24 protein-coding genes are annotated in these 26927 nt (G+C 63.8%); 6 read left to right on the top strand and 18 right to left on the bottom strand.

Annotated features, from left to right (window positions below):
• Positions 1-61 precede the first annotated feature (61 nt).
• Both DFO58_RS18130 and DFO58_RS18125 read left to right on the top strand, forming a co-directional pair.
• The gene (locus DFO58_RS18130; protein ID WP_147407186.1) at positions 62-715 is read left to right on the top strand and encodes a DUF6318 family protein; all 654 of its coding nucleotides are present in this window, start codon (positions 62-64) and stop codon (positions 713-715) included.
• A complete protein-coding gene (locus DFO58_RS18125; RefSeq protein ID WP_147407185.1) occupies positions 712-1593 on the top strand; it encodes a hypothetical protein in 882 nt (293 codons plus the stop codon). The genes DFO58_RS18130 and DFO58_RS18125 overlap by 4 nt, the downstream gene beginning before the upstream one ends.
• Before the next feature lie 15 nt (positions 1594-1608).
• Here DFO58_RS18125 and DFO58_RS04615 read toward each other — a convergent pair whose 3' ends face one another.
• Positions 1609-2817 carry a CapA family protein gene (locus DFO58_RS04615; RefSeq protein WP_120989552.1) on the bottom strand — a complete coding sequence of 403 codons (1209 nt, stop codon included), beginning with the start codon at positions 2815-2817 and terminating at the stop codon, positions 1609-1611.
• A 93-nt stretch (positions 2818-2910) separates the two neighbouring features.
• Between DFO58_RS04615 and DFO58_RS04610 the strand changes: the two genes are divergently transcribed.
• Together DFO58_RS04610 and DFO58_RS04605 are read left to right on the top strand one after the other, a co-directional pair.
• Positions 2911-4917 carry a M3 family metallopeptidase gene (locus tag DFO58_RS04610; RefSeq protein ID WP_120989402.1) on the top strand — a complete coding sequence of 669 codons (2007 nt, stop codon included), beginning with the start codon at positions 2911-2913 and terminating at the stop codon, positions 4915-4917.
• Positions 4917-5681, top strand: coding sequence for a GNAT family N-acetyltransferase (locus DFO58_RS04605; RefSeq protein WP_047119205.1), 765 nt, complete (start codon positions 4917-4919; stop codon positions 5679-5681). Before DFO58_RS04610 ends, DFO58_RS04605 begins: the two co-directional genes overlap by 1 nt.
• Positions 5682-5770: 89 nt before the next feature.
• Here the strand turns inward: DFO58_RS04605 and DFO58_RS04600 are convergent, their stop codons facing one another.
• The 7 genes from DFO58_RS04600 to DFO58_RS04570 form a co-directional block, all read right to left on the bottom strand.
• Complete coding sequence (locus tag DFO58_RS04600) at positions 5771-6331, bottom strand: dihydrofolate reductase family protein (RefSeq protein ID WP_120989401.1); 561 nt, start codon at positions 6329-6331, stop codon at positions 5771-5773.
• Positions 6332-6371: 40 nt separating this feature from the next.
• Positions 6372-7253, bottom strand: a complete 882-nt coding sequence (locus DFO58_RS04595; protein WP_120989550.1) for a class II glutamine amidotransferase — start codon at positions 7251-7253, stop codon at positions 6372-6374.
• 186 nt (positions 7254-7439) lie between these two features.
• Positions 7440-8342, bottom strand: coding sequence for a pyridoxal 5'-phosphate synthase lyase subunit PdxS (gene pdxS, locus DFO58_RS04590; RefSeq protein WP_047119207.1), 903 nt, complete (start codon positions 8340-8342; stop codon positions 7440-7442).
• A gap of 600 nt (positions 8343-8942) precedes the next feature.
• On the bottom strand, positions 8943-9692 hold the full coding sequence (locus DFO58_RS04585; RefSeq protein ID WP_120989400.1) for a glycerophosphodiester phosphodiesterase family protein: 750 nt from the start codon (positions 9690-9692) through the stop codon (positions 8943-8945).
• 2 nt (positions 9693-9694) lie between these two features.
• Positions 9695-11062: an ABC transporter substrate-binding protein gene (locus DFO58_RS04580; RefSeq protein ID WP_120989399.1), complete on the bottom strand. Its 1368-nt coding sequence runs from the start codon at positions 11060-11062 to the stop codon at positions 9695-9697.
• Positions 11063-11123: 61 nt separating this feature from the next.
• A complete protein-coding gene (locus DFO58_RS04575) occupies positions 11124-12008 on the bottom strand; it encodes a carbohydrate ABC transporter permease (protein WP_220668527.1) in 885 nt (294 codons plus the stop codon).
• On the bottom strand, positions 12005-12856 hold the full coding sequence (locus DFO58_RS04570; protein ID WP_220668526.1) for a sugar ABC transporter permease: 852 nt from the start codon (positions 12854-12856) through the stop codon (positions 12005-12007). Before DFO58_RS04570 ends, DFO58_RS04575 begins: the two co-directional genes overlap by 4 nt.
• Positions 12857-13289: 433 nt before the next feature.
• On the opposite strand from DFO58_RS04570, the gene DFO58_RS04565 reads away from it, so the two are divergent.
• Positions 13290-14093, top strand: a complete 804-nt coding sequence (locus tag DFO58_RS04565; RefSeq protein WP_120989397.1) for a DeoR/GlpR family DNA-binding transcription regulator — start codon at positions 13290-13292, stop codon at positions 14091-14093.
• The gene (locus DFO58_RS04560; protein ID WP_120989396.1) at positions 14090-14782 is read left to right on the top strand and encodes an HAD family phosphatase; all 693 of its coding nucleotides are present in this window, start codon (positions 14090-14092) and stop codon (positions 14780-14782) included. The genes DFO58_RS04565 and DFO58_RS04560 overlap by 4 nt, the downstream gene beginning before the upstream one ends.
• On the opposite strand, the gene DFO58_RS04555 is transcribed toward DFO58_RS04560, so the two are convergent.
• From DFO58_RS04555 to thrS, 10 genes are all read right to left on the bottom strand, one after another.
• Entirely contained in the window at positions 14779-16443 is a 1665-nt protein-coding gene (locus DFO58_RS04555) for an ABC transporter permease (protein WP_120989395.1), read from the bottom strand. The genes DFO58_RS04560 and DFO58_RS04555 overlap by 4 nt on opposite strands.
• Positions 16443-17372, bottom strand: coding sequence for an ABC transporter ATP-binding protein (locus DFO58_RS04550; protein WP_113606300.1), 930 nt, complete (start codon positions 17370-17372; stop codon positions 16443-16445). Before DFO58_RS04550 ends, DFO58_RS04555 begins: the two co-directional genes overlap by 1 nt.
• Before the next feature lie 10 nt (positions 17373-17382).
• A complete protein-coding gene (locus tag DFO58_RS04545; protein WP_160309083.1) occupies positions 17383-18054 on the bottom strand; it encodes a TetR family transcriptional regulator in 672 nt (223 codons plus the stop codon).
• A gap of 88 nt (positions 18055-18142) precedes the next feature.
• Complete coding sequence (gene bioD / locus DFO58_RS04540) at positions 18143-18859, bottom strand: dethiobiotin synthase (protein WP_120989394.1); 717 nt, start codon at positions 18857-18859, stop codon at positions 18143-18145.
• Positions 18856-20037, bottom strand: a complete 1182-nt coding sequence (locus DFO58_RS04535; protein ID WP_047119213.1) for a cytochrome P450 — start codon at positions 20035-20037, stop codon at positions 18856-18858. Before DFO58_RS04535 ends, bioD begins: the two co-directional genes overlap by 4 nt.
• Positions 20034-21224 (bottom strand): aminotransferase class I/II-fold pyridoxal phosphate-dependent enzyme, encoded by a 1191-nt coding sequence (locus tag DFO58_RS04530; RefSeq protein WP_286163483.1) that lies wholly within the window; start codon positions 21222-21224, stop codon positions 20034-20036. The genes DFO58_RS04535 and DFO58_RS04530 overlap by 4 nt, the downstream gene beginning before the upstream one ends.
• Complete coding sequence (gene bioA, locus DFO58_RS04525; RefSeq protein WP_120989393.1) at positions 21217-22578, bottom strand: adenosylmethionine--8-amino-7-oxononanoate transaminase; 1362 nt, start codon at positions 22576-22578, stop codon at positions 21217-21219. Before bioA ends, DFO58_RS04530 begins: the two co-directional genes overlap by 8 nt.
• On the bottom strand, positions 22575-23795 hold the full coding sequence (gene bioB, locus DFO58_RS04520; RefSeq protein WP_120989392.1) for a biotin synthase BioB: 1221 nt from the start codon (positions 23793-23795) through the stop codon (positions 22575-22577). Before bioB ends, bioA begins: the two co-directional genes overlap by 4 nt.
• Positions 23796-24301: 506 nt before the next feature.
• Positions 24302-24862, bottom strand: coding sequence for an HIT domain-containing protein (locus DFO58_RS04515; RefSeq protein WP_053798199.1), 561 nt, complete (start codon positions 24860-24862; stop codon positions 24302-24304).
• A 27-nt stretch (positions 24863-24889) separates the two neighbouring features.
• Positions 24890-26905: a threonine--tRNA ligase gene (gene thrS, locus DFO58_RS04510; protein WP_120989391.1), complete on the bottom strand. Its 2016-nt coding sequence runs from the start codon at positions 26903-26905 to the stop codon at positions 24890-24892.
• Positions 26906-26927: the final 22 nt, after the last annotated feature.

Below are 26927 nucleotides of genomic sequence, written 5' to 3'. Positions count from 1 at the left end.
TTTGAGCGCCGGGCATAGGATGACGCTCACTACGGCATCCTAGTGACTACGGAGAGTTCCTATGAGCGCTCGGAAAATTGCATGTGTAGCGCTGCTTGCAGCCAGCTCGATCGCACTCGCAGCATGCGAGTCCGGCCCCGAAACGCCGCCTACTCCAACACCAGCCCAGAGTCAGGAAAAACCGAACAGCAGTGCAGCCCCAACCCAGTCATCATCCAGCTCACCAAAAGAGACGGAAGAATATAAACCCGCCTCAGCAAAAGGTCCTGCTGAAAACGTGCCGATTCCGAAAATGCCAGCACAGGCAAGTGAAAACACTGCTGAAGGTGCCGCACATTTCGCCGAATACTACTTTGAATTAATTAACTATCTTGTTGAATCGAATGACTCAACGCCCCTAAAGAGAGTCACTTCGCGAGCTTGTGAACTCTGCGGCGAATACTTGATCGACCCTGCAGCGAGAGCGCAGGTCTCAGGCAAATGGCAAGTAGGGGGGAAACACAAATTCAGAGTTACAGATTCATATATGTCGGCGAAGAATAAGGCTGCCGTATCAATGGCCTATTCGATTGATGAAGCAGAATTTTATTTCATACCAAACGAGTTGGACTCCACTGAGAAATCCACTGATTCGATGAGGTTGACTCTGGCTATCGAATACGCCAATGGATGGAAAGTTCAGAAGATCATAATTATTGAGGATCGTAAGTCATGATCACGAGACTACTTTCCACAACCGCAATTGCGGTAACTTTTCTAACCTTCAATGTTGGGGCATCCCCAGCACTGGAACTGCCAGATTGCGAGCGTGACAAAGTGTCGATGAAGGGAGAAGATGCAAGCCATATTTGCGATGAGACTAAAATGATTCAAATTGATGAGTGGCACATCGAATCTCCCGAGGATAAATACAAACCGATTGATGGGCCTAGATACAAAATAAGGGACTATGATCCTTGCGTTCTTGGGCGACAAGAAATTCTCGGATGCGACGCCAACCCAGACTTACCGCAATGCGATGATGGCTCATATCCAATTAGTCGTCAAATATTTGACTTAGATGGAAATCTGTTACGTGACCTAAGCTACTGCCCGGGAGATCCGCCTGCAATTAGGATTCCTGATGATCAAATCATAAAGGAAATAATAATCTCACCCAATAAGTTTCGAACCTTTCCGATTAAAGCTTCTAAATTGAGCAGTGACCCGAACGGCTTTACACTGCGCAACGGAAACACACATTTCTGGGCAAGCCATGATTCTCAAGAGTTCAACTCGAACTTATCTGGTGCAGATGTCAAGATCAGAGCAATCCCTGTCCAATGGAATTGGAACTACGGAGACGGAACTACCCGAAAGCTGCATTCATCTGGGCAACCGAGTCCAGAACACACATTGCATGATGAGACGCCTACAAGTCACATCTTCGAAGAAACGGGGAAGTTCAGCGTCGGTGTCACCACACTATATCGCGGTGAATTCAGCGTGGATGGGGGTCCGTGGCAAAGTATTCCAGGACAAGCGGCCGTACCCAGCACTCCAATAACGATCGACGTTTGGAGAACCAAGAAAGAATTGATCGCAAATGAATAAGGGAGCGGAAGCCCACTAAGGCAGGGTCCACTCCTCCAATCCATCATCAACGGCTCCGTAGGCATCAACGGTCTTCAGCGTCCGTTGAAGTGACGCATTAGCATCCGCATCGGATACGCATGTTTCTGTGGTGGCGACCTGGCACCATGCCACCGGCGCTTTGCTTAGCTGGTGCGGAACCCACTGAAGTTTTGACACGTCCCAGTTCTCGCCGTCGCGAGCAAAAGTTGCCTTTACACTGATCCCCTCACGATTCAGGATCGTAGGGGTGGCATGCTTTGCGACCGAGTTCCCAAGACCGTACACGATCCACGTTCCCTTGTACTTCTCGATCGGCAGGACCGAGTGCGTATGGTGCATGTAGACGAAATCGAACTCCCCCGAGCTGGCCAATGCTCGGCCGAGTTTTCGCTGGGACTCAGTTGGCGCACTCGTGTACTCCGCGCCGTCGTGCACCGCAGCCACCACAATGTCAGCCCCGGCCTTACGTGCAGATTTCGCACGATCAATGAGTTTCGATGAGTTGACCCCCGTGTCGACTCTCCAATCAGAATCAGCGCGCATCCCGTTCAACGAGTACGTTGTGGCAACAACACCGAGCTTCACGCCACTGATGTCCATAATGGGTGGCTGCTCGGAGTCCTTCTTGCTCTTATAGCTTCCTGTCGAGAACATTTCATTCATTGCCAGAGTGTCAAGGGTTCGGATGACTCCTTTGGTGCCCGCGTCCACGGTGTGATTCGTCGCGGTGGTGCACCCGTCATAGCCGATAGCGGCGAGATCGGAGACGATTTGCGAGGGAACAGTGAATAGCGGGTATCCGGAATAAGGAGGGGTGCCGATCGGCGTCTCCAGATTGCACAGGGCTACATCTGCGTCCTGAACGTATGGCTTGAGGCCAGCCAAGAGTGGCTCGAAGTCGAAGTCCTTGCCATTGCCGTCGGATTTCCCGGCAGCGGTTTCTGCTTCATCTAGCAACTGCGGGTGGAGCAGCACATCCCCGGTCACCATGAGGGACAACTCCTCGGGTCGATCCATTGGTGTTTCCTTCGGGCCATCCTGGTCCTTTGCTGGCTGCGAAGCTTCAACGGTCGGTGCGGCAGATGTCGATGTGAGCGCGCCTGATTGTGTTTGCGGCGCAACGCTGCATCCAGATGCCAGGGCCGCAGGAAGTGCAATTGATACGGTCAGCGCAGCGAAGCGAATGGGCAAGGGAAAGCTCATACGCCACAGCATACCGGTGGATCGCAGTTCGCCCTTGGCATGACATTGGCGTCAATGCAAGCTGGGTCACGTTCAATATGGGAACCTTAGGGCATGTCGAATCAGCTCCTTTCTCCTAGCCAAAATCCTTATCAATGGCCCGAATTCCAGTCGCTTACCGCGGAAGACTATGTTGTTGCAGCGCGCCAGGGCGCCGCATTGCAGCATGAGGAGCTGGAGGCGATTACGTCCAATAATGAACCTGCGACATTCGATAACACGCTGGTAGCTCTCGAAGCCTCAGGTCAGGTGCTTCGTCGGACGCTGATGACATACTTCACCGTGCTCTCCGCCCACGGAACCGAGGACCTGCGTGCGATCCAAAGCGAGATGTCGAGCATCATGACACGCCAGCAGGACGCCATTCACCTGAACGAAACTTTGTTTTCTCGTTTACAAGCTTTAAACCTTGATTCTCTGGTAGGTGAGGATGCTCGACTGGCCGAACAGACCCTCAGGGAATTTGAACAGGCAGGAGCGGCCTTGGGATCAGAGGCCAAGGACAAGCTCTCGAAGCTGAACGAACAAATTTCGGAGCTTTCCAGCCAGTTCTCGAATCTGGCATTGGAAAACCAGAATAAGCATGCGGTGCATTTCGCCGACGCAGCGGAGCTTGAAGGATTGGGCGACGCGGCAATAGCTGCGGCGGCCAAGGCTGCTCTTGACGCCGGGTATCCAGACGGCTTCTTGCTGCCTCTGGTTTCGCCTTCGCAGCAGCCTGTGCTTTCCCAACTGGCTCGCTCGGAATCCCGCCGCAAGGTTCACGAGGCGTCGCTATCCCGCGGCCTGAAGTCGACCTTGGAACTCGCGGCACAAATGGCATCCCTGCGTGCAGAACGAGCCTCGGTACTCGGCTTCGCGAATCACGCCGAGACGGTGCTCGCCGATGCAACGGCGCCGAGCACCGCAGCCGTAGCCGAACGACTCGCGGAGCTGACAGCCCCAGCCGTGCGCAATGCAAACGCCGAGGCTGGGATACTTTCCGGCCTTGCCGGCGGCCCGATCAATGCATGGGACTGGCGCTACTATTCGGAGAAGGTGCTTCAGGAGAAGTTCTCGGTAGATACGTCGGCGCTTCGCGAGTACTTCGAGCTTGAGCGGGTCCTGGTTCAGGGCGTCTTTGCCACCGCGACCCGATTGTACGGAATCACCTTCACCGAGCGATTCGATCTACCGGGCTACCATCCTGATGTACGTGTCTGGGAGGTCTTCGACGCCGATGGCAGCGCACTGGCGTTGTACAGCGGAGATTTCCTGGCTCGGCCCACCAAGAAGGGTGGCGCATGGATGACGACGCTGCGCGACGGCGCATCGTTCCTCAATGAGCGCCCCATCGTCACCAACACCTTGAACATCGCCCCGCCAGCGGACGGAGAACCGGTACTGCTGACGCTGGACGAGACCAACACGCTGTTCCACGAGTTCGGGCACGCCTTGCACGGGATGTTCGCGAATGGGAAGTACGCCTCGCTCTCCGGAACTTCGGTGCCACGGGACTTCGTGGAATTCCCTTCCCAGGTCAACGAGATGTGGGCGCTGCATGAAGACGTGGTCGGCGGATATGCCAAGCACTACGCGACCGACGAGCCGTTGGATCCATCCGTGCTGGAAAGCTTGCGGGCCTCGGAATTGTGGGGGCAGGGCTTCGCGACGACCGAATACCTGGCCGCGAGCGTTCTCGACTGGGCCTGGCATACCATCGAGCCGGGAACCGTCATCGCCGATCCGGAAGCGTTCGAACAGCAGGTGCTGGTGGAGGCCGGATTCGATCCGCAGATGATCGCGCCGCGCTACCGCACCGGTTACTTCCAGCATATCTTCGCCAACGGCTACTCGGCCGGGTACTACTCCTACATCTGGAGTGAGGTGCTCGATGCCGACACTGTGCAGTGGTTCGCGGAAAATGGTGGCCTAATGCGGGAAAATGGTAATCGGTTCCGTGAGGAGCTGCTGTCGCGCGGCAATACGCGCGATCCCCTTGAGTCCTACAGATTGTTCCGCGGACGCAATGCAGAGGTCGAACCGCTGCTGCGCCGTCGAGGATTGGTGAACGCAGAATAATGACGACGATTGCCTCCGCACAGGAAGCGTTGAGCCACTGGCATCAGGCGCTGGCCGTTGCCACTGGCGGCAAGATTTTTACCACCCACGGCTGCTCATGGGCTTGGCAGCCGGTGCGCCGACGCCTGGTACTGCTCTTCCCGGAAAACCCGGAACCTGCAGGCCTGCGCCCCGCCCTGGCCGAAGGCATGCGGCTCGGCGCCCGACGGGTGGAAGCCTGGGTGAATTCGGGCGCGGATGCCACGCAGCTGAAGGCCGCCGGGTTCAGCGATAACGCCCAGGTCTCCTGGCATGCGGGGCCGCTGGCCATTCCGATGGACCGCTGGGACGGAAAGATCCGCCTTGGCAACAATGTTCCGGAAGCCACCGGAGCCGACGCCGCTGAACTGGCAGTCACGAATCTGTGGAGGGAAGCCTCACCCCAGCTTTCCAGCGGCCACCCGGCGTTGCGCCGGGTAGAGCATGCGGTTGCCCGCACCGAGGAAGGCAACATTGTCGGCCGCGGTTTCGCCCAGCAGGGTCTCGGCGGACAGTTGATGGTCCATGCGCTGGCCGTCGGCAGCGATTTCCGCCGTCAGGGCATCGGCACTGCACTGCTGCACGGCCTGTCGCGTTCGATGATCAACCCGCTGGCTCCCGTCGAAGACGAGGGCCCGACCGAATTGCTCGCAGCGGCCACTCCGTCCAGCGCCGATTTCTTCACAGCCAACGGCCTGAAGCTCCTTGGGCGAGGCCGTCATATGGTGCTGCGTTCTTGGGCCTAGAAGCTGCTTGAGACCTTGTAGATCGGCAAGGGCCGGAATCGGTGTCGATCCCGCCGCTTTGCATCCCTTGACGCAGCTGCGGCCGAACTTCATTCCCTTTTGAGCACCCGGTACCGCAGCCTCGCGAACGGTCCGGCTTGCCGTGCTTCCACGAGCTTGAGACGGTCGCTGCCTATCGCACGAGGCAGCAGTGACGCACCGGCAGCAACGGTTGCCGGTGCGATCGTTAGCGCCAGCTCGTCGAGCTCGTCGATGTCAAGGAACTGCCCGAGAAGCTCTCCGCCGCCCAGCACCCAGATATTGCCGGTGCCTGCGGCATTGCGGATGTGGTCCAGATGCTGGGCTACCGCACCACGCAGCAGCCGGACATCTGCCCCCTGCGGGATTGGCAAGTCGCGATGCGTAAAGACGTACGTGGGCCGGTCCCCGTAATAGGTGTGCCATTTGGCGGGGTGCTCCATGAATTTCTCATGCTCAAGCACCCAGAGGTACGTGTTGGCCCCTTCAACATGTACGGACACGTCCCGCGGCAACAGATCCGGGTCTGGTTGTTCATCCCCTCCGACGTCGAATAGCCATTGGAGGCTGTGGTCGGCATCGGCCAGATAGCCATTGAGCGTGGTTGCGGCATCAAAGATTATTTCACCCATGGACCAAGTCTAAACACGCTGCCGGCTCCGGGCGGGCCCCTCAGGAGTCGAGGTTGATCGGCATAAAGCGCGCAGGCTGGCCGGTTTCCAGGATCCCGATCGACGCGCTGGGAACTTCCCGCCATGTATGCCTGCTCCAGTGCAGTTCGAGGGGCTCGGAAACCACCAGCTGTGCATTTTCAGGCAAACGATCATTTTGGCCATCGACCGTCAGCAACATGGTGGGGCCAGTTGCGTGGTAGAGCGACGGGGCTTGGACGCCCTGCGCATCCGGGCTGACCCAGCGCAGGACTATCAATTTCTGCCCGTTGGATACGCACATGGTAGCGGTGAACGGATCGGCGATCCCGTGCTCGTTGCGTGCTCGTTCCACCCGTGCCACCATGCGCGACATGCCCGCCACAGGATCCTGATCCAGTCCATAGGTCAACGCTAGGAAAAAGCAAACCTCGGTGTCTGCATTGCCAAGGATGGAGGGGTAGAGCGCCGGGTCGACGTCGAAGGTGAGCTCGCGTTTGAGTGTGGCGAATTCCGGGATCGTTCCATTATGCTGAAACATCCAGCTGTCGTGGACGAATGGGTGGCAGTTCTGCTCGGCGATCGTACCGCCGGGCGCGGCCCGGACATGAGCAAGAACGCAGTTGGATTGAATCTGCTGTGCCAGATGGCGCAGGTTCTGGCTGTCCCATGCCGGGCCGATCTGCCGATACCGCCCCAGCGTTCCCCGCAACCCGGCCCACGCCATGCCGAATCCATCCCCGTTCGTGGGGAACGCATGAGCTGCAAAGCCCTCGGCTAGCCGGTAGTGGGGCAGGTACAGTTCGCGCGCGTGCAGGCTCTGGTCGATCAGCGAGTGATTGGGGCGCAGCAGGATGTCTGCGATGTCTATTGGCGAACCGAGATAAGCGAGCCAACGGCACATGGTCCCCCCTTGAAACGTCCGATGGACTTTACGATATCGTTGCCAGTCTGAGTGGACAAGGAATCGCAACCACAGCAATCGTTCGTGCGGAGAGCAGGCACACCCGCGTTCAAGGCACACCGCTATTCAGGAGACGACGAAACCCCCAAGGTGGCCTTGGGGGTTTCAATCAGATAGAGCAGGTGTTTACCAACCGCGCTCAGCCAAACGGTGAGGCACAGGAACATCGGCGACGTTGATGCCGACCATGGCTTCGCCCAGGCCGCGCGAGATCTTGGCCAGTTCGTCCGGGTTGTCGAAGAAGGTGGTGGCCTTCACGATGGCTTCGGCGCGCTGCACCGGGTTGCCGGACTTGAAGATGCCCGAGCCCACGAACACGCCGTCGGCACCCAGCTGCATCATCATGGCAGCGTCGGCAGGGGTGGCGATACCGCCCGCGGTGAACAGCACTACCGGGAGCTTGCCGGTGGCCGCAACTTCCTTGACCAGCTCGTATGGAGCCTGCAGTTCCTTGGCGGCAACGTACAGCTCGTCTTCCGGCAGGGCCGAGAGCTTTGCGATTTCCGCGCGGATCTTGCGCATGTGGCCGGTGGCGTTGGAAACGTCGCCGGTGCCTGCCTCGCCCTTCGAGCGGATCATCGCGGCACCTTCGTTGATGCGGCGCAGAGCTTCGCCGAGGTTGGTGGCACCGCAGACGAACGGCACGGTGAACGGTTGCTTGTCGATGTGGTTCTCGTAGTCGGCTGGCGAGAGGACCTCGGACTCATCGATGTAGTCGACACCCAGCGACTGGAGGATCTGGGCCTCGACGAAGTGGCCAATGCGGGCCTTGGCCATCACCGGGATGGAGACCTCGTTGATGATGCCGTCGATCATGTCCGGATCGCTCATGCGGGATACGCCGCCCTGGGCGCGGATATCGGCAGGAACCCGCTCCAGCGCCATGACAGCGACCGCGCCTGCATCTTCAGCGATACGTGCCTGCTCCGGGGTGACAACGTCCATGATGACGCCGCCCTTGAGCATTTCAGCCATGCCGCGCTTAACGCGGTCCGAACCGATAACTGGGTTCTGGGAGTTCGAAGACATGGGGAGAACTGGTTCCTTTCAATACTGCATAAAAATGTCGCTTGGCGCCCGAGATCCTACCGTGGAATGCGGGGAGCGACGAGGTAGTACCCATTCATCGTAGGATCAGCGAAGTTCATTACCTTGAGTGTTGCGTAACATTGTTACGTTAGGAGATTTATCCCTTAGATCAGGTTTCCGACGTAACAATTGGTTCTCCGCGTTACCTCTGGTCAAAGGGTATTTTCACGAGTTTGTTACGACATTTCCGGACGCTAGATGAGTTGTCATAGGGCAAAACCGCAGTGTCACATTCTGGGCTCCAATGCCACGCGGGCCGATGCTGCGTTTCGGGCATCCAAGACTCTCAGCAGCAGTCTTGGTAGCTTCCGACATTCGGCGGCAAATTTTCACTGCCCAGTCAGTGCAACCCTGTTGATGACCAGCTTTCGACAACGTCGTCTGCCGGGCTCGCGGGTCGTGTTCGTTTCTGGTTTCGCAAGTTTTTAGCGCGGGCCGATGCGTCGGTCCACGCACGTTTCGTGCGCATTGCATATATGCAGAAGGCACCGCCATTCGGTGAGCGTGAGCTTCGGAATGACGGTGCCATGGATCTGCTGGTTATGCAGGAATCTCGGCCACGATGTCGGCTATCCATGTTTTGGCGGCTGCCGGATCATCGGCGCATACCGCGGCGGCTCCGATGGCCAGCGCCCGACGCACGTCGTCCGGACCGCGAAGCGGCCAGAGAGTAGGCAGGTATCCCCTACGGTGGAGCTCCTGCACCGCGGCATCGCGCACGGCGTTGACGTTCAGGTGAACAAAGCTCGCTTGGTTTTCGTCGAGCAATCCGAACAGCGCGTCAACATCGTCGGTCAGGGTGGTGGTGCCTCCGAGGATGAATCCCCGCGAAACCTGCGGGCACAATGTCTTGATCTGCACCAGAGCCTCATGGTTGAAGCTCGTGAACTGCAGCCGCTCGAAGTCCTGCGGCCTGGCGTTGACGATCGCAGCAGCTGCCGGGACGACACGGGGATCCTTGATCTCGATCTGGATGGCGGTGGTCGTGGCGTCCAGTGCCTCGGTGAGCGTAGGAATACCCAGCCACTCCCCCAGATCGACACCTCGAAGTTCTTCCAGGGTCAGGGTAGCTACATTGATGCCGGCGAGGGCACCCGGTGTGGGGGCAACCCGGTCAATCGTCTCGTCATGCAGGATGAACACCTCGCCGTCGGCAGACAGCCTGATATCCAGCTCGATCTCGGCAACACCCAGCTCTTCGGCATAGCGGTAGGATTCCAGCGTATTTTCCGGGCGATGGGCCATGGCGCCGCGGTGCCCGACAAGTCGCATTCCATTCATCTGGCTCATGGTTAGGCAACCTTCTCTTCGTAGGTGGCGCGGATCTTGTCCGCTTCGGCGCGCAGCTTCGCAGCTACCGGCTTCACCAGCTCCTCCGGCTTGACGTTGGAGGTGTAGTTCTTCTGCACCATCTGCTTGAGCTCCGAAATGGCGGAGGTGACGTAGCGGCGCACATCGTCCGGACCCGAGGCGATCTGCAGCTGGTCCACGGCGACCTGGTAGTTCGGATTCTTGCCCATCAGGTCGGTGACGAGCTTGGAGCTGGTTGCCCCCTTGGTCACCGGAAGGTACCCGGTGCCGACGGTCCACTGCGAGGAGATTTCGTCGCTGGCCAGGAAGCGCAGGACCTCGACCGCATCGGCCTTGCGCTCGTCGCTGATCTGACGCAGGACGGACAGGCCGCCGCCTCCGGTAGGAGTTCCCGTCCCGGCAGGTCCCTTGGGCATGAAGCCGGTGCCGACCTCGAACTTGGCTGCCTTGGTGACGCTGGTCAGCCCGCCGGTGGACTGGGTGACGGTGGCGCATTGGCCGTTGCTGAAGTCGTTGACGAAGCTCTGCGCCAGGTACATGCTCTTGTCCTCGTGGACCAGCTGGCGTTCGAAGTCCACGGCGGCCAGCGACTCGGCGCTGTGCAGACGCACGTCCAGCCCGTTGGAGATCGCGCCTCCGAAGGCCCAGAGCAGTCCGCTGAAGTACCAGTCGTCGGCGCCGGTCAGGGCGCGCATTTTCATGGTGTTGCCCTTGAACTTCACACCGGTGACTTCCTTGCCCCAGCTGCGGAATTCATCCCATGTTCCCGGGGCTCGATCGGGCAGGCCTACGCTGGCGAAGAGGTTCCGGTTGTAGTAGAACAGCGGAGTCGAACGGGCGAAGGGAACCCAGTAGGACTCGTCGCGCACGGTGCCTTCCCTGTAGAAGTTCTCCGTGTATACCGATGGGCCGAAACTGGAGTCGTGGTACTTGTTCAGTGGCTCCAGCGCGTCGGAGAGGAAGTAGCGGTTCCAGTGGATGTCGGAGAGCACCGCGAGATCCGGAACCTGCTTGGCCCGCAGGCCTGCAGTGAGCTTCTCGCCCACTCCGTCATAGCCGTCGAACTGCTGGACCTCGGCATAGATCGCAGTCTGCGACTCGTTGAACTTCTTGATCAGGTCGGCGAACATCTTGCCGTTGTCGCCTCCCCAGGAGCTCCAGATCACGACGTTGCGGCGGCCGGCGAAGCCGGCGGGCACCTTTGTGGCCGGCTGCGCGAAGGTTGCGGTGGAGGAGTTCCCGCAGGCCGCCAGTGCCGGAATGGCCAGGGCGGTGAGGCCGAGGGCGCCAAGGAAGCTGCGGCGCGACGATGATTTCTCCAGTGTGCTGGCAAGCGGGTTGTTCTGCATGGTTGGGTCCTTTGTGATTGCGGTGAAATGCGGGTGGTTTGCGGATTTCGAGGTTTACGGCCTAGCGGCGCACTGCGGCGCCGGCCATGCCGTTGATGATGTACTTCTGGGCGAAGAGGAAGAGCAGCAGCATGGGCAGGACAATCATCAGCGTCGCGGCCATGATCATGCCCCAGTCGTCCAGTCCCTCGGATTGCTTCAGGAACATCAGGCCGATGGGCATCGTGCGCATGTCGAGGGTGTTCGTGACCAGCAGCGGCCAGATGAAGTCGTTCCATTCGTCGATGACCGCGATCAGCGCCACGGTGATGACCGCCGGCTTGGACATCGGCAGCACGAAGGACCACAGCTTGCGCAGGTGGCCGGCCCCGTCGAGTTCGGCCGCTTCCAGCACTTCCTTGGGCAGGCCCATGAAATGCTGGCGCAGCAGGAAGGTTCCGAAGGCGGAGCCGAGCCCCGGCAGGATGATGCCGGCATAGGTGTTGATCAGCCCGAGGTTGCTGATCGTCGAGTAGTTCAGCAGCAAGGTGACATGGCCCGGAACCATGAGCGCGCCGAGCACTCCCAGGAACAGCCATTTCTTGCCGGGGAAGGGCAGAAATGCGAAGGCGTAGGCGGTGAGGGCCGCGAGCGCCACTTTCACCGTGGCGCCGACGGTGGTGACCAGCAGCGAATTCATGAAGAACTGGTCGAATGGCGCGGCGGCCAACGCCGCCGAGAAATTCTCGGTGGTTGGCTCACTGGGCCACGGCGTGAATGGCCACTGGTAGATTTCGTCGTTGGGCTTGATCGCCGCCAAGACCATCCAATAGGCCGGCACCAGGAAAACCAGTGCGATCAGGCCCAGCATCAGGTAGCTGGCGAGATGGGGCTTCCGGCGCTTGGCCGGTGGACGACCGCCGGCCGCGGTTGTCGTCTCACGTGTAGGGGATGCCAGGGCGCTCACGAGTAGTGCACCTTTCGTTCTGCGAATCGCATCTGCACCGCGGTGACCACGAGCAGGATGATGAACATGAAAACCGAGGAGGCTGCCGCGGATCCGATATTGAATTCCTGGAATCCTTGCTCGTAGATGTACCAGCTCAGCGTCGTGGTTGAACCTGCCGGCCCGCCGCTGGTCATCATGGCGATCAGGTCGAATGCCTGGAAGGCGCCAATGATCTGGGTGACGCACAGGAAAAAGGTTGTCGGCGTCAACAACGGCCAGACGATTTTGCTGAAGGTCTTCCATCGGCCAGCGCCGTCCAATTGCGCCGCTTCAATGACGTCACGTGGAATCGACTGCAATGCGGCCAGGTAGACGATGGCCACGAAGCCCGCACCCTTCCACACTGCAACGATGATCAGCGCGGATAGCGCCATGTCCGGATCGGTTGTCCAGTGAGGCGAGTCCATGCCGATGGCGTTGAACAACAGCCGCGACAGACCGTAGTTGGGGTCGAAGACGAACAGCCAGACCGCCGCCACCGCAGCACCGGAAATAACGTGTGGCGTGAAAGCCAAGGTGGACACGGCCTTGGTGCCCTTGGCACCGCCGTTGAACAGCAGCGCCATACCCAGACCAAAAACGAGGCTGGCTCCGACCACTGCCACGACCCAGATCAGTGTCCGCCGCATGACGTCGACGAAGCCGGGGTCCGAGAAGAGCGTGGTGTAGTTGTCCAGGCCGACGAAATTCGGGAACGGGGAGATCATGTCCCAGTCGGTGAGGCTCAAGAGCAGATTTCCCAGGATCGGCCAATAGGCGAAAACTGCAATCAGCAGCAGGTTGGGAAATGCGAAGAGCGCAAACAATAGGTATTTCCGGCCGTTCCTTGTTTGCGGTTCCGCGGGAGTCTCTATCGGGGACTCGGTATGAAGGTCTTTGGTTGCGCCAGCGGTGGGCGACGTTCGGTCGGTTTCGAGAACCGTCATTCTCATGCCTCTCAAATTTCACATGACTTCTTGAGATTTCACGTACTCGAGAACGATAGTTTCACTCGGCCCACAGGCGGTCAACTCACCCATTCCATGCGATTCAGATCACAAATGCATTTACTCAAATTGCAGGAATTCGCATATTTACAGGGCAGTCTTACATTTTTGTTCAACATCGCGCCCGTCGGTCAATCTGCACGACATGAAGGTGACAAGCCAATTTCAGGCGAAGTTCATTTAGGGTTCATAACTATTTTTAAGTGAAATCACTGGATGGGGTAAGTTGTTATAAACCCCTGAAAGGCAGGCCATGAGCACACCTAAGACCGGAACCCGGCCACAGCGGCTTGAAGAAATTCTCCAGTTGCTACTGGACGATGAAAAGAGCTCGGCGCAATCCCTCGCGGCTCGTTTCGACGTTTCCGTCATGACCATCCACCGCGACCTCGACGAGCTGCAACGCCGCGGGATGGTGCGCAAATTCCACGGCGGCGTCTCCGTTGCCCGCACGGGGAACCATGAGATCGCCGCCTCGCTGCGGCGCAACATCGCGACCGAGAGCAAGCAGCGTCTGGCGCAGTGCGCGGCTGGTTTGCTCACTCCGGGGCAGTCGCTTTTCCTTGACGACTCGACCACCGTGGCATTCATGGCGCCGGCAGTCGCCAACATCGACGGGCTTGGCATTTCGACGAACTACCTGCCATTGCTCAACACGCTGGCCGCGGCCGGTGCCGCTGAGGTGCGGGCCATCGGCGGAACCTATGACCACAGCCACGAGTCGTTCCTGGGGCTGGCTGCGGTGCGTGCAGTGCAGGAGCTGCGCGTCGACATGGCCTTCGTTTCCACCAGCACCGCCGATGCCGATGGCTTCTACCACCAGGAGGAGGCGATCGTCGAGTTGAAGATGGCGATGCTGCGCTCGGCGCGGCGCAGGGTGTTGCTCATGGATTCGAGCAAGCTCGGCCAGAGCTCCATGCACCGCCTTGGCGGGTGGGACAACGTCGACGACCTGATCACCGATGCGCTGGCGCCGGCGGACTTCCTGGGCCAGCTGAAAACACTGGGCGTCCGGGTGCACGTGGCCCCCGACGCGATGGAGGGAATCACCGAATGAACCAGGAACTTCCACGCGCGGTGCTGTGGGACATGGACGGGACGCTGGTCGACACCGAACCCTACTGGTTCCTGGCGCAGTGCGAACTGCTCGGCCGCTACTCGATTGCGTGGACCCAGGAGCAGGCGCATGCGCTGGTCGGCAGCGCACTGCCGGATTCGGCCGCGTTTTTCCAGCAGCTCGGAGTTCCGCTGCCTGCCGACGAGCTGATCGGTACGCTGATCGGCGAGGTGGCGGCCCGCACCCGGGCCGAAATCCCGTGGCGGCCGGGCGCCAGACGGCTGTTGCAGGAGCTGGACTCCTTGGGTGTCCCCTGCGCGCTGGTCACGATGAGCCGCGGCCCGCTGGCCAAGGTGCTGCTCGATGCGCTGCCGCCGGATACCTTCGACGTGGTGGTGACCGGCGAAATGGTGCGGCGCGGCAAACCCGATCCGGAACCGTACCTGCTGGCAGTGCAGCAGCTGTGCCGGAGGCACGAGCTGCCGCAGGAGGCAGCCCGTGCCATGGTCGCCGTCGAGGATTCGCCGCCCGGAGTGCGCTCCGCCCTGGCGGCTGGGCTGTGCACCGTCGGAGTGCCCAACATGGTGCCACTGGAAGCGCTGCCCGGACTGGTGCGGTGGGACAGCTTGGCGGGCCGGTCGGCCGCCCAGCTCGGTGCACTGGTGGGCCGGCCGGTCCCGGCAGGCTAGTTCGTCAGCACGTCGCGGCGGTTGAATCGGGCCATGCCCGCAGCTCCGAGTGCCAGTGAAATCAGCAGCAGCACCGCCGGCGGGGTCCAGCTGAAGTCCTCTGCCGGAACCCTCGGGATGGCACCGAACGGCGTGGCGCGGATGACGTCTTCCGACAGCGAGAATAGCCCGCCGAACATCGCCGCCATCACCGAAATGCCGTAGACGGCCCAGGTGATCGCGGTGGTGGATCGCGGCAGGTAGCCGAAGGTCAGCAGCTGCAGTCCCAGCATGGAGAGCACCGCCGGCCAGAAAGCCAGGGCTGCGCCCGCGAGCTGTCCGGGATCGGCCGACCCCTGCGAGGCTGCGCCGGTAAGGTATCCACCCAGCACCAGCATGAACCCGGAGCCGAGCACGGCGATCAGCAGGTGCGCGCCGAGCCAGGTACCGCGGGACAGGGAGCCTGCCAGCTGCTGCTCCAGCCGTCCGCCTTCCTCCTCGCTGCGCGCCGCGCCCAGGCACTGGATGGCGAAGGCTCCGGCCAGCAGGGCGTTGAAGAGCACGAAGATGCCCAGCACGCCGTCGAGCATGCTGTGCCCGGTGCCCACGAAGTTGCGGGCGAACGGGTTCTGCGGATCCAGCAGCGAGCTCATGGCCTGCGCCACGGAGCCGAAAAACAGGCCCGAGACGGCTGCTCCGATGAACCAGCCGACCAGCGAGGAGCGCTGCAGGCGCAGCGCCAGTCCCAGCGCGGTAGTGGTGAAGTTGCCGGCCGCGGCGGGACCCCGGCGTTCGGGCAGCAGTCCGGCGCCCAGGTCGCGGGTGCTTTCAAGGCGCAGGGCGAACAGGCATCCGGCCAGGCCCAGGCCGACCAGGGCGAGCAGCGGCCACCAGTTGTCCTCGCCGAAGGCGCGCATGTTCTGCGCCCAGCCGACGGGCGAGAACCAGCTCAGTGCGGTGGGGTCGACCCCGTCGGCCTGCAGGTCGGCGGCGGCGCGGATGAAGTAGAACAGCCCGATCAACGCCACGCCCAGCGAGTTCGCCCCACGGCTGGTGGAGGCCAGCTGGCCGCAGATCGCGCCCAGGCCGATGAAAGCAAGGCCGGTGCCGGCGATGGACGCTCCCATGATCCAGCTGCCGTTTGTCGGCAGCGCCACCGACAGGCACAGCAGGCTGATCAGCAGGCCCGTGACCGCACACAGTCCCGCGGCAACCAGATAGTTTGCCGTCGGGTAGGCATGGCGCCCCAGCGCGGTGGAGCGCAGCAGTTCGGTGCGCCCGGCTTCCTCATCGGCCCGGCCGTTGCGGGTGACCAGGAAAACCACGGCGAAGCCCAGTGCCACCGCGAGCGTCATCCAGATCTTGATGACTAGGATGCCTCCCAGCGAACCAGCCGCATAGGGCAGGCCGGTCATGGCGGCCACCGCAGGGGTGTTGGCCACCTGCGCGTAGGCGTCGCGCGCGGCCTGCGTGGGGAACGCCTGCTGCTGCGAGTCGTAGACCACCGGGATCATCGAGGCCAGCACCAGCGCCCAGATGGCCAGGCGAAGCCAGTTGCGGCGCAGGATGAACAGCGCCGCGGTGCCGGCCCCGGTCAGGGTGCCGGTGCCGCGCCTCGAGGCGGTCGGGTGCACCAGGTGCTCGGCCGGCGCATGGCGCCCGCGGGCGGTTCCGGTGCTCATCACCGCTCGCCTCCCCGGGCAGCGGCCGGCTGGGCCGGCGCGTCGGAGTAGTGGCGCAGGAACAGGTCCTCCAGCGAGGGCGGGGCGCTGACGAGGTTGCGCGGCGAATGCGCCGCCAGTGCCGCCAGCACACCCGGAAGCTGCGCCGGATCCACGCTGAAGTTGGCGGTGGCGCCGGCCAGCTGCAGCTCCTCGATGCCCGGCACCGCGGCCAGCTCGGCGGGGTTGCCGGAGATCTCCACGCTGACCTGGGTGCGCTGCAGGTGGCGCAGGTCGGACAGGCGGCCGGCTTCCACGGTCTGCCCGTCGCGGATGATCGTGACGGTGTCGCAGAGCTTTTCCACCTCGGCGAAGATGTGGCTGGAAAGCAGCACGCTGCGTCCCTCGGCGGCCGCTTCGCGGATGCAGGAGGTGAAAACCTGCTCCATCAGCGGATCCAGCCCCGAGGTCGGCTCGTCCAACAGCAGCAGCTCCGCGTCGGAGGACAGCGCGGCGACCAGGGCGACCTTCTGGCGGTTGCCCTTGGAGTAGCTGCGGGCCTTCTTCGTGGGGTCCAGATCGAAGCGCTCGAGCAGTTCGGCGCGGCGGCGCTCATCACTCTGGCCGTGCAGCTTGGACAGGATGCTGATGGCCTGCCCGCCGGTGAGGTTGGGCCAGAGGTTCACTTCGCCGGGGACATAGGCCACCCGGCGGTGCAGGGCGACCGCATCTTTCCAGGGGTCTGCGCCGAGCATGCGTGCTTCTCCCCCATCGGCCTTCAGCAGGCCGAGCAGGATGCGGATGGTGGTGGACTTTCCCGAACCGTTCGGCCCGAGGAATCCAGCGACCTGGCCTGTTTCTACTCGCAGGTCCAGGCCCGTCAGGGCGGCGGTGCGCCCGTAGTTCTTTGTCAGTCCGCTCACTTCAATGGCCGGGATGGTGGTGGCCATGGTGTGCTCCTTACCGGGATACGGTGTCTCCCGCGGATCCCGCGGGCGGGATATGCGCTGCGTCGGAGGCCAGGTACTCGTTGAGGTATCCCGGGTCGGCGAACAGCCCTTCGGTGTACAGCTCCAGCGTGGGCAGGGCGATTTGTCCGTAGTAGTCCTTGACCACGGTGGAAAAGTCTTCCGGATCCTTCGGCGGGTACAGCGCAAAGTAGAGCACCAGCGCTCCCAGCGACTGCAGGATCAGGTAACGTGCCCGGGCCGGCTCGTTGCGGCTCGGGACGATCAGGCCGCTGGATACGGCTTGGTCCAGCAGGGCGAGAGCCTCGTTGATCAGCTGTTCGGTGAACTGCCTTCCGGCCTGCGCGCCCTCGCGCGCGGAGCGCAAGATGTACAGCAACAGAACCCCGCTCTCCCGCGAGGTAGGCAGGTGGTTGAGCACCTGGCCGGGATTGACGCGCAGGGACTCTTCCTTCAGCCGGCGGTAGCGTTCGAGTACCGTGGCATCGCACTCGGCGCGCAATGCCTGTTTGGACCCGAAGTGGTGCCGCACCAGCCCGGCGGTGACCTGTGCGCGGGCGGCGATGGCCCGCAGGGATTCGTCGAATCCCTGCGCGGCGAAGGCCTCGATTGCGGCGTCGCGCAACCTGGCCCGTGCGGTCAGATCATCCTGGGCTGTACTCACGTATAGGAGGCTACTCCGGTGTATAGGAGTTGGCAATGGGTTTTTCCTACGGGTTTCAGTCCCTTGTTTCGCCCCGGTTCAACCGGTCTCAGCGAACCGCCGCGGCACGCAGCTGGGTGAGCGCCATTCCCGCGAAGAGCAGGGATTTTCCTGTGTCACCTGCGACCAGGCCGGAGGGCATCGCTCCGGCCCAGTGCCAGCCGTGCCGTGCCGCCAGCTGTTGCAGGTTCTCCAGGTTGCTCCGGTGCAGGACGGTCGGCTGCGCGGGGTAGCTTCCCAGCAGCAGGGTACCGGAGGCGAATCCGCGGTTCACGGCCGCCTCCAGGGTCAGTGCGGTGTGGTTCAGGGTTCCGAGGTCCGGGCGCGAGACCACCACCAGCGCGGCCCCGAGCGCTCGGGCCAGATCCGCGATGTTCTCCCCTGCCGCGGTGAGTTCCACCAGCAAACCGCCTGCGCCTTCGACCAGCACGGTGTCGTAGTCCGCGGCCAGCTGGGTGATGCGTGCCAGATGGTCGGCCAGCACCGGAAGCTTCGCCACGGCGGCGGACCCGCCCTCGACCAGCGCTGCGTCCACCGGCGCCATGGGCTCGCGCAGCCGGATGCCTTCGGCAACCACCAGGCCGGTCGGATGCCCGAGCCAGGCGGCGATGTTCTGGGCATCGCCGGCCTCCCCTGGCTGTACCCCGGTCTGGGTGGGTTTGTAGACCGCGACGCGGCGTCCGGCGGCAAGCTCCCGGGCGGCCAGGGCGGCGGTGGCGACGGTTTTGCCCACATCGGTGTCGGTTCCGGTGATGACGTGGATCATGGCTGGGTCCTTTCGAAAGTGGCGCGGCGAACGCGGACTGTAGTCGGTGATTGGAAGGAAACCAGATGGCCCCAGGGTTGGTTGCTGTCGACGAGTTCCAGTTTGGGCCATGCTTCGGCGGCGGTGCGCAGCACCACCTCGGTTTCCATGCGGGCCAGTCCAGCGCCCAAGCAGCGGTGCAGCCCGAAGCCGAAGACCAGGGAATCGTCCCCCAACTCGGCCAGTTGGCCGCCGGACAGGCGCAGCACCAGTTCATCGCCCGGGGCGAAGCGTTCACCGTCCAGCTCCGTATCGACCCGGGTGATGCGGCGCCAGGTGGGGACCGAGCTCGCTTCCAGGAGCACCCGCTGCACTACCCTGGCACTGACGGAGTCGCCGGTGGCCGGATCGGCGCAGTCGGCCCAGTCGCCGTCGTGCAGGGCGCAGAACAGCGCGCTTTGGATGAGCATTGCGGTAGTTTCTTGCCCGGCGATGCCCAGGAAGTAGGCCAGCGAGACGATGCGTTTGGCGTCCACCCCGGCCCGGTGCAGCGCGGCGTAGAGGTTTTCGTCGTCTCGCGCCAAGGCATCGGCCACCGTGCCGCGCAGCCAAGCGTGGTATTCGACGGCGCTGCGGGCCAGCTCCTGCTGGCGCTGCGCATCAGGCCAGCCCCAGAACAGTTCCAGCGAGTCCCGGCTCCATCGTTTGAGCTTCTCAACCGGCGGCACCGGAGTTCCGGTCAAGCGGGCCATGACCTCCGGCGGGATGACGGCGGCCAGCTCGACGGCCAAATCCAGCTCCGCTCCGGCATCGAGCTCTTCGCGCAGCTGCCGGCACAGCTGCCCGGTGCGTGAGGTGATGAACTGAGTCTGCGCGGCGACCTTGGCGGGGCTGAAGAAGCCGGCGACCACCCGGCGCACGGCCAGGTGTTCGGGGCCGGTGGCGCTGGCGAGCACCGGCGGCAGCGCGAAGCGTCCGCGGGCCAGGATGCGCAGCGTGGCAGGAGCCAGTTCGACCGCTGCATGCAGCGCGTTGGCCGGGGTGAAGTCCTCTGCGCGGCGCAGGATTTCGCGGACCGTCGCAGGGTCTTCGATGCTGCGGTAGCGTCCGGTTACCGCATTCGGCAAGACCTCCTGCAGCGGCCGGGCCAGGGGTGCGCCGGACGCTGCCGACAGGGTTCCGGCGTAGGGGCAGCTCATGCTTCAACCTCCAGGATGGCGCCGATGACGCTGCGCAGCGCGGCGGCCAGGGTGTCGGGATGGTGGTGCGCGTGGGCGGTCAGCCGCAGCCGGGACACGCCGTCGGGCACGCTGGGCGGGCGGAAGCAGTTCACTGCGTAGCCGCGGTCGCGCAGCAGCGCCGCGGCGGCCGCGGCCTGCGCGGGAGTGTTCATGCGCACCGACTGCACGGGGCCCGCCGAGGCTTCAATACGGTCGGCCAGCCGCGGCTCGGCGGACAGGGTGTCGCGGATCAGCCGGGTGTTGGCCGCCAGTTGCGCGATCCGCTCGTCGGTGGCCAGGCCCAGCGCGGCCAGCGCCGCGCCCGCGGCGGCCGGGGCCAGCGCGGTGTCGAAGATGAAGGTGCGGGCGGTGTTCAGCAGGTGCTCGCGCCACAGTTCGGCGTCGTCTCCGCCGAGCAGCACCGCGCCGCCCTGGGCGCCCAGCGCCTTGGACAAGGTGGCGGTGGCCAGCACGTGTCCGGTCTGCTCCAGTCCCGCCGCGCGCACGGCGGATCCACCGGGCACCGTCGCCAGCGAATGCGCCTCGTCGACCAGCAGCACCGCCCCGTACTCGGCGCACAACGCGGCAGCCTGCTCCAGCGGTGCGGCGTCGCCGAGCACCGAGTAGAGCGATTCGAGAACGAGCACCACGCGCGGCTTGGGGGCCGCGGCGTCGCGGTTGGCGCGCAGCAGCTGCTCGGCGGCGTCCAGGTTGTTGTGCTCGAAGCTGTGCCAGGCGGCGCCGGAGAGCTTGGACCCGTCGAGAAGGCTGGCGTGGGCGTGGGCGTCGAGCAGGAACAGGCTGCCCGGTCCGCCCAGCGCGCCGAGCACCCCGAGGTTCGCGGTGTAGCCGCTGGAGAACACCAGCGCCTGCGAACGGCCGGTGTAGCTGCACAGGGCGGTTTCCAGCTCGCGGTGGATTTCCCAAGTGCCGGAGGCGACCCGGCTGGCCGAAGCGCCGGCGCCAGCGATGCACAGCGCGTTGATGGCCCCGGTGCGCACCACCGGGTGCGCACCCAGGCCCAGGTAGTCGTTGGAGGCCAGGTCGTAGCGGGTGGAGCGTGCGCTGTCGGTGCGTCGCATGTCCCGCTTGGCGCGCACCGCTGAGCGTCCGCGCAGCCAGCCTTCCCAGGCCGTGGTCGCAGGAGCGAGCGTCAGTTCAGCCACCGTGGACCTCCGATACCGCGCCGGTCAGGGCCGTGCCCAGGGTCTGCAGCTGCCCGTCGGTGCAGATGTACGGCGGCATCACGTAGACCAGGTCGCGGAACGGGCGCACCCAGGCGCCGCATGCAACGGCGGCGCGGGTCACCTCCGCGACCTTGACCGGTTCGTGCAGCTGGATCACCCCGACCCCGCCGAGTACCCGCACCTGCCGCACGGCCGGCAGCTTCCGGGCGCCGGCCAGCGAGCTGTTCAGCCCGCGTTCAAGCCGGGCCACCTGGGCCTGCCACGGCGCAGGTTCGGAATCGGCCGCGCCGGGGCCGGCGAGCAGGTCCAGCGAGGCGCAGGCCACGGCGCAGGCCAGCGGGTTTCCCATGAAGGTGGGACCGTGCAGCAGCGCGGATCCGGCGGTGGCTCCGCCCGAGGCCAGCGCCCGGGCGATCTTGTTGGTGCAGAGCATCGCGGCCAGGGACAGGTAGCCGCCGGTCAGCGCCTTGCCCACGCACATGATGTCCGGCTCGATGCCTGCGTGCTCCACGGCGAAGAGCTTGCCGGTGCGCCCGAAGCCGGTGGCGATCTCGTCAACGATCAGCAGCATCCGGTGCTCGTCGGCGATCTCGCGCAGCACCTGCAGCACCCGCGGCGGGTAGATGAACATGCCGCCGGCGCCCTGCAGCAGAGGTTCGCAGATGATGCCGGCCAGCTCTGCGGCGTGTTCGGCGGCCAGCCGGCGGGCCCGGGCTGCCCAGAGCTCCAGTTCGTCCTCGTCGCAGAGCCAGTCCCCGGCGATGGTGCGCTCGGCGGCGGGCGGGCGCGGCAGGAACAGCTGCTCGCTCGCCAGCGGGGCGAAGGCGGCGTGCATGCCGTCGACCGGGTCGCACACGCTCATGGCGGCGAAGGTGTCTCCGTGGTAGCCCCCGCGCAGGGCCAGGAAGCGGCGGCGTTCGGGCCGTCCGCAAGCGTCCTGGTACTGCAGGGTGAGCTTGAGCGCTACCTCGACGCTGATGGATCCGGAGTCGGCCAGGAACACGTGGCGCAGTCCTTCCGGAGCGAGCCCGACCAGCCGTTCGGCCAGCTCGATGGCGGGTTCATGGGTCAGCCCGCCGAACATCACGTGGCTGAATGTATCGATCTGCGCATGCGCGGCGGCGTCCAGCACCGGGTTGCGGTAGCCGTGCACCATGGACCACCAGGAGGCCATGCCGTCGATGACCCGATGTTCGGCGCCGCGGGCATCGCGCAGCGTGAGCTCGGCCCCGCCGGCCTCGCTCACCGCGTAGAGCGCTCCGGCATGCAGCGGCGCGTAGGGGTGCCAGAGCAGCCCGGCGTCCCTGCTCAGCAGGCCGGTTGCGGTGCTCATGCGTTCGGTCCCTGCTGGGTTCCGGCGCCGCGGCGGCGCAGCACCGGTTCGCGCGCGGCGCTCGGTCCGCAGCCGGTGGCGGCACTGCCGCATCCGGTGCCGCAGCCGCTGGCGCAACCGCCGGCCGGGGCTTCGTGGGCGGAGGCCGCGTGGGCCGCGTGCTGCAGGCGGCGAGCCACCTCGGCCGGGCTGGAGGCCTCCTGGCCCAGGACCACGAAGCCGGCGTCGGCGATCATGTCCAGGTCCTTGGCCGCGCCCTGGCCTTCGCTGGTGAGGTAGTCGCCCAGGAAAATCGAGTTGGCGACCTCCAGCGCGGTGGACTGCAGCGAGCGCAGGTGCATTTCGCGGCCGCCGGCGATGCGCAGCTCCTTGTCGGGGCAGGTCAGGCGCACCAGGGCCAGGATCCGCAGGCAGGCCAGCGGGGTCAGCAGCCAGGTTCCCTCCATCGGGGTGCCGTCGAAGGGCATCAGGAAGTTGACCGGGATGGAATCCGAGCCCAGCTCGCGCAGTGCGAACACCGCCTCGACGAGCTGCTCCGGGGTTTCGCCGAGGCCCACGATGAGCCCGGAGCAGGAGGACAGCCCGGCGGACTGCGCCTGCTGCACGGTGTCCACCCGGTCCTGGTAGCTGTGCGAGGTGCAGATCTCCGGGTAGAGCGATTCGGAGGTGTTCAGGTTGTGGTTGTAGGCGTCCGCCCCGGCGTCCTTGAGCCGCGCGGCCTGCCCGTCCTTCAGGATGCCCAGGCAGGCGCAGACCTCGACCTGCGGGTGCTCTTCCTTGAGCTGCTCGACCATGGTGGCCACGCGGTCCACGTCGCGGTCGGTGGGGCCCTTGCCAGAGGCGACCATGCAGACGCGGGAGGCGCCGCCGGCGATGCCGTAGCCGGCCTGGGCGACTGCCTCGTCGGGCTTGAGCCAGGTGTACTTCAGGATTTCGGCCTTCGAGCCCAGTCGCTGGGAGCAGTAGGTGCAGTCTTCCGGGCACAGGCCCGACTTCAGGTTGACCAGGTAGTTGACCTTGACGGTGTTGCCGAAGTGCTTGCGGCGCAGGGTGCCGGCGGCGCCGACCAGCGGCAGCGTGGCGAAGTCGGGGGTGGCCAGCACCGCCAGCGCCTCGGCCTCGGTGAGGCGGTGCCCGGCGGCGATGCGGGCGGCGAGCTGGTCTGCGTCGAGCGCCGCCGGTGCGGCGGTATCTGCGGCTGCGGTGTTCAAGGTCATGGCGGTGCCTTTCGATCGCGAACCCGTTCCGGAGCGCTGCGGGGGCGCGAGTTTTTACCCGCCACAGCTTCCTTGAACGGTGTTCAATGTGTATTGATTACACACCGTACACCCATGCCGGAGTTTTCTTGAACACCGTTCAACTGTGTGTCGTGAAGATCCGAAACCACGCGGACTTTCGCAGCTGGCCCGGATCACCCGGGGCGCAAGAGCGCGGCAGACGCTACGCGGTGAGGTCATTTTCCCTTGATTTTGGCGGAATTCGACGGTTCGCCGGCGCGCTTCCCAGTCCCTGCAGGATGCGCCGCCCCGTGGATCCGCCAAGCCCCAGGGCTCGCCGCGTCCACGCACCGACTTGCCGAACTCGATCACCCCTCCATCCGGCGTCGATCACTCGCGCCCCGGTTGTCGGGCAGCAAAAAGCGCGCCGCGGTCCGAGGGATTTCACTCTCGGGCCGCGGCGCGCTCATTCAACGTTGCAGGCCTGCTTGCAGCCGGCCTTCGGCCTATTCGACCTCCAGCCAGGCGGCGGCGATGGCTTCGCGCACCTCGCCGAGGGTCTGCGGGATCGCCTTGGTGCGGGCGATGATCGGGAAGAAGTTCCCGTCGCCGTTCCAGCGCGGCACCACGTGCTGGTGCAGGTGCGCGGCGATGCCAGCTCCCCCTGCCTCGCCCTGGTTCATGCCCAGGTTGAAGCCGGCCGGGTTGGACACCGCGCGCAGCACACGCATCGACTTCTGCGCCAGGGCCGCCATTTCAGCGGTCTCCTCCAGCGTGATGTCGGTGTAGTTCGGCACGTGGCGGTACGGGCAGATCAGCAGGTGGCCCGGGTTGTACGGGAACAGGTTCAGGATCACGAAGCAGGTTTCCCCACGGTGCACGATCAGCGCCTCGCTGTCGGTGCGGTGCGGACCAGCGCAGAAGGGGCAGCTCGCCTCGTCCTTGACCTGGTCCTGGCCGCCCTTGATGTAGGCCATCCGGTAGGGAGTCCACAAGCGTTGGAACGAGTCGGGCACGCCGGCGAGTTCGAAGTCGTCGGTGACCTGTGCGTCCTGCGGATACTGCATGCTGGTGGACTCCCTATTCCGGTGTGCTTAGTTGTTGTTGTCGCGGCTCTTGATGGCTTCGACGATGCGGGCAACCGCCTCGTCAACAGGAACCTGGTTGTCCTGGCTGCCGTCGCGGAAGCGGAAGGAGACCGCGTTGGCTTCGGCATCCTCGCCGCCAGCGATGAGCACGAACGGGATCTTTTCCTTGGACGCGTTGCGGATCTTCTTCGGGAAGCGGTCCGAGGAGTCATCCAGCTCCACACGCACACCCTGAGCCTTGAGCTTCGCGACGACCTCGGCGAGGTAGTCGTTGAAGGCCTCGGCAACCGGGATGGCGCGAACCTGCACCGGGGCAAGCCAGGCCGGGAAGGCGCCGGCGTAGTGCTCGGTGAGCACACCCAGGAAGCGTTCGATCGAGCCGAACTTGGCGGCGTGGATCATCACCGGCTCCTGGCGGGAGCCGTCGGCTGCCTGGTACTCCAAGCCGAAGCGTGCCGGTTGATTGAAGTCGTACTGCACGGTGCCCATCTGCCAGGTGCGGCCGATGGCGTCCTTGGCCTGGACCGAGATCTTCGGGCCGTAGAACGCGGCGCCGCCCGGATCGGCGACCAGTTCGACGCCGGTTTCGGTGGCAACGCGCTCCAGCACCGCGGTGGCTTCCTCCCACTGCTCGTCGGAGCCGATGAACTTGTCCGACTCGGGATCGCGGGTGGACAGCTCCAGGTAGAAGTCGTCCATGCCGAAGTCCTTGAGCAGGGACAGCATGAAGTTCAGCAGGTGCTCGACCTCGGAGGGGGCCTGCTCCTTGGTGACGTAGGAGTGCGAGTCGTCCTGAGCGAAACCGCGCACGCGGGTCAGGCCATGGACCACACCGGACTTCTCGTAGCGGTAGACGTGGCCGAACTCGAACAGGCGCAGCGGCAGTTCGCGGTAGGAACGTCCGCGGCCGCGGAAGATCAGGTTGTGCATCGGGCAGTTCATGGCCTTCAGGCGGTATTCCTGGCCCTGCTTGGTGATGTTGCCGTCTTCATCGCGCTCTTCATCGATGTGCAGCGCCGGGAACATGGTGTCCGCGTAGTACGGCAGGTGGCCCGAGGTGTGGAACAGCCCGTCCTTGGAGATGTGCGGGGTGCCCACGTACTGGAAGCCCTCTTCCACGTGGCGGTCGCGCACGTAGTCTTCCATCTCGCGCTTGATGATGCCGCCCTTGGGGTGGAACACCGGCAGGCCGGAGCCCAGCTCGTCAGGGAAGGAGAACAGATCCAGCTCGGCGCCCAGCTTGCGGTGGTCGCGGCGCTCGGCCTCGGCCAGGCGCTCCTGGTAGGCCTTGAGGTCCTCCTTGGTCGGCCAGGCGGTGCCGTAGATGCGCTGCAGCTGCTTGTTCTTTTCACTGCCCAGCCAGTAGGCGGCGGCCGAACGGGTCAGCGAGAAGGCGTTCTTGATCAGCTTGGTGTTCGGCAGGTGCGGGCCCCGGCACAGGTCCTTCCAGAGCGTTTCGCCGGACTTGCGGTCCACATTGTCGTAGATGGTGGTTTCGCCGGCGGCGACCTCGACGGTCACGCCCTCGCCGGAGGTGTCGGCCGAATCAGCCTTGGCCAGCAGCTCGCACTTGTACGGCTCGTTGGCCATCTCGGCCTTGGCCTCCTCCGGGGAAACCTCGCGGCGGGAGAAGAGCTGGTTCTGGTTGACGATCTTGAGCATCATCTTTTCCAGCTGCTTCAGATCTTCGGGAGTGAACGGCTCAGCGACATCGAAGTCGAAGTAGAAGCCGTCGGTGATGTACGGGCCGATGCCGAGCTTGGCATCGGGACGCAGCTGCTGCACCGCCTGGGCCATCACGTGGGCGGTCGAGTGGCGCAACACCTCCAGACCCTCAGGATCGGCGATGGTTACCTGGGTGACAGTGGTTCCGGCTTCGAGTTCGCGGGACAGGTCTCGCAGTACGCCGTCGACGTGCATGACTACAACGTCTTTGTCCTTGGCGAAGAACTGCAAACCAGTCGTTCCCGCGTCCACCTGTACCTGCTCGCCGTCGATGGTGAGAGTCAGCTGCTCGCTCATGAGATCGGGTTCTACCTTTCAA

Source organism: Arthrobacter sp. AG1021 (genome assembly GCF_003633665.1).
Taxonomy (GTDB): domain Bacteria; phylum Actinomycetota; class Actinomycetes; order Actinomycetales; family Micrococcaceae; genus Glutamicibacter; species Glutamicibacter soli.
This window is presented reverse-complemented; position numbering and strand designations above follow the sequence as displayed.

Coding starts and splice junctions, on each gene's coding strand:
- DFO58_RS04560 (WP_120989396.1), top strand. CDS start 14,090: ATGAACCAGGAACTTCCACGCGCGGTGCTGTGGGACATGGACGGGACG.
- pdxS (WP_047119207.1), bottom strand. CDS start 8,342: ATGTCTTCGAACTCCCAGAACCCAGTTATCGGTTCGGACCGCGTTAAG.
- DFO58_RS04550 (WP_113606300.1), bottom strand. CDS start 17,372: ATGGCCACCACCATCCCGGCCATTGAAGTGAGCGGACTGACAAAGAAC.
- DFO58_RS04565 (WP_120989397.1), top strand. CDS start 13,290: ATGAGCACACCTAAGACCGGAACCCGGCCACAGCGGCTTGAAGAAATT.
- bioD (WP_120989394.1), bottom strand. CDS start 18,859: ATGATCCACGTCATCACCGGAACCGACACCGATGTGGGCAAAACCGTC.
- DFO58_RS04515 (WP_053798199.1), bottom strand. CDS start 24,862: ATGCAGTATCCGCAGGACGCACAGGTCACCGACGACTTCGAACTCGCC.
- DFO58_RS04605 (WP_047119205.1), top strand. CDS start 4,917: ATGACGACGATTGCCTCCGCACAGGAAGCGTTGAGCCACTGGCATCAG.
- DFO58_RS04615 (WP_120989552.1), bottom strand. CDS start 2,817: ATGAGCTTTCCCTTGCCCATTCGCTTCGCTGCGCTGACCGTATCAATT.
- bioB (WP_120989392.1), bottom strand. CDS start 23,795: ATGACCTTGAACACCGCAGCCGCAGATACCGCCGCACCGGCGGCGCTC.
- DFO58_RS04535 (WP_047119213.1), bottom strand. CDS start 20,037: ATGAGCTGCCCCTACGCCGGAACCCTGTCGGCAGCGTCCGGCGCACCC.
- DFO58_RS18125 (WP_147407185.1), top strand. CDS start 712: ATGATCACGAGACTACTTTCCACAACCGCAATTGCGGTAACTTTTCTA.
- DFO58_RS04600 (WP_120989401.1), bottom strand. CDS start 6,331: ATGGGTGAAATAATCTTTGATGCCGCAACCACGCTCAATGGCTATCTG.
- thrS (WP_120989391.1), bottom strand. CDS start 26,905: ATGAGCGAGCAGCTGACTCTCACCATCGACGGCGAGCAGGTACAGGTG.
- DFO58_RS04595 (WP_120989550.1), bottom strand. CDS start 7,253: ATGTGCCGTTGGCTCGCTTATCTCGGTTCGCCAATAGACATCGCAGAC.
- DFO58_RS18130 (WP_147407186.1), top strand. CDS start 62: ATGAGCGCTCGGAAAATTGCATGTGTAGCGCTGCTTGCAGCCAGCTCG.
- DFO58_RS04580 (WP_120989399.1), bottom strand. CDS start 11,062: ATGCAGAACAACCCGCTTGCCAGCACACTGGAGAAATCATCGTCGCGC.
- DFO58_RS04585 (WP_120989400.1), bottom strand. CDS start 9,692: ATGAGCCAGATGAATGGAATGCGACTTGTCGGGCACCGCGGCGCCATG.
- DFO58_RS04555 (WP_120989395.1), bottom strand. CDS start 16,443: ATGAGCACCGGAACCGCCCGCGGGCGCCATGCGCCGGCCGAGCACCTG.
- DFO58_RS04610 (WP_120989402.1), top strand. CDS start 2,911: ATGTCGAATCAGCTCCTTTCTCCTAGCCAAAATCCTTATCAATGGCCC.
- bioA (WP_120989393.1), bottom strand. CDS start 22,578: ATGAGCACCGCAACCGGCCTGCTGAGCAGGGACGCCGGGCTGCTCTGG.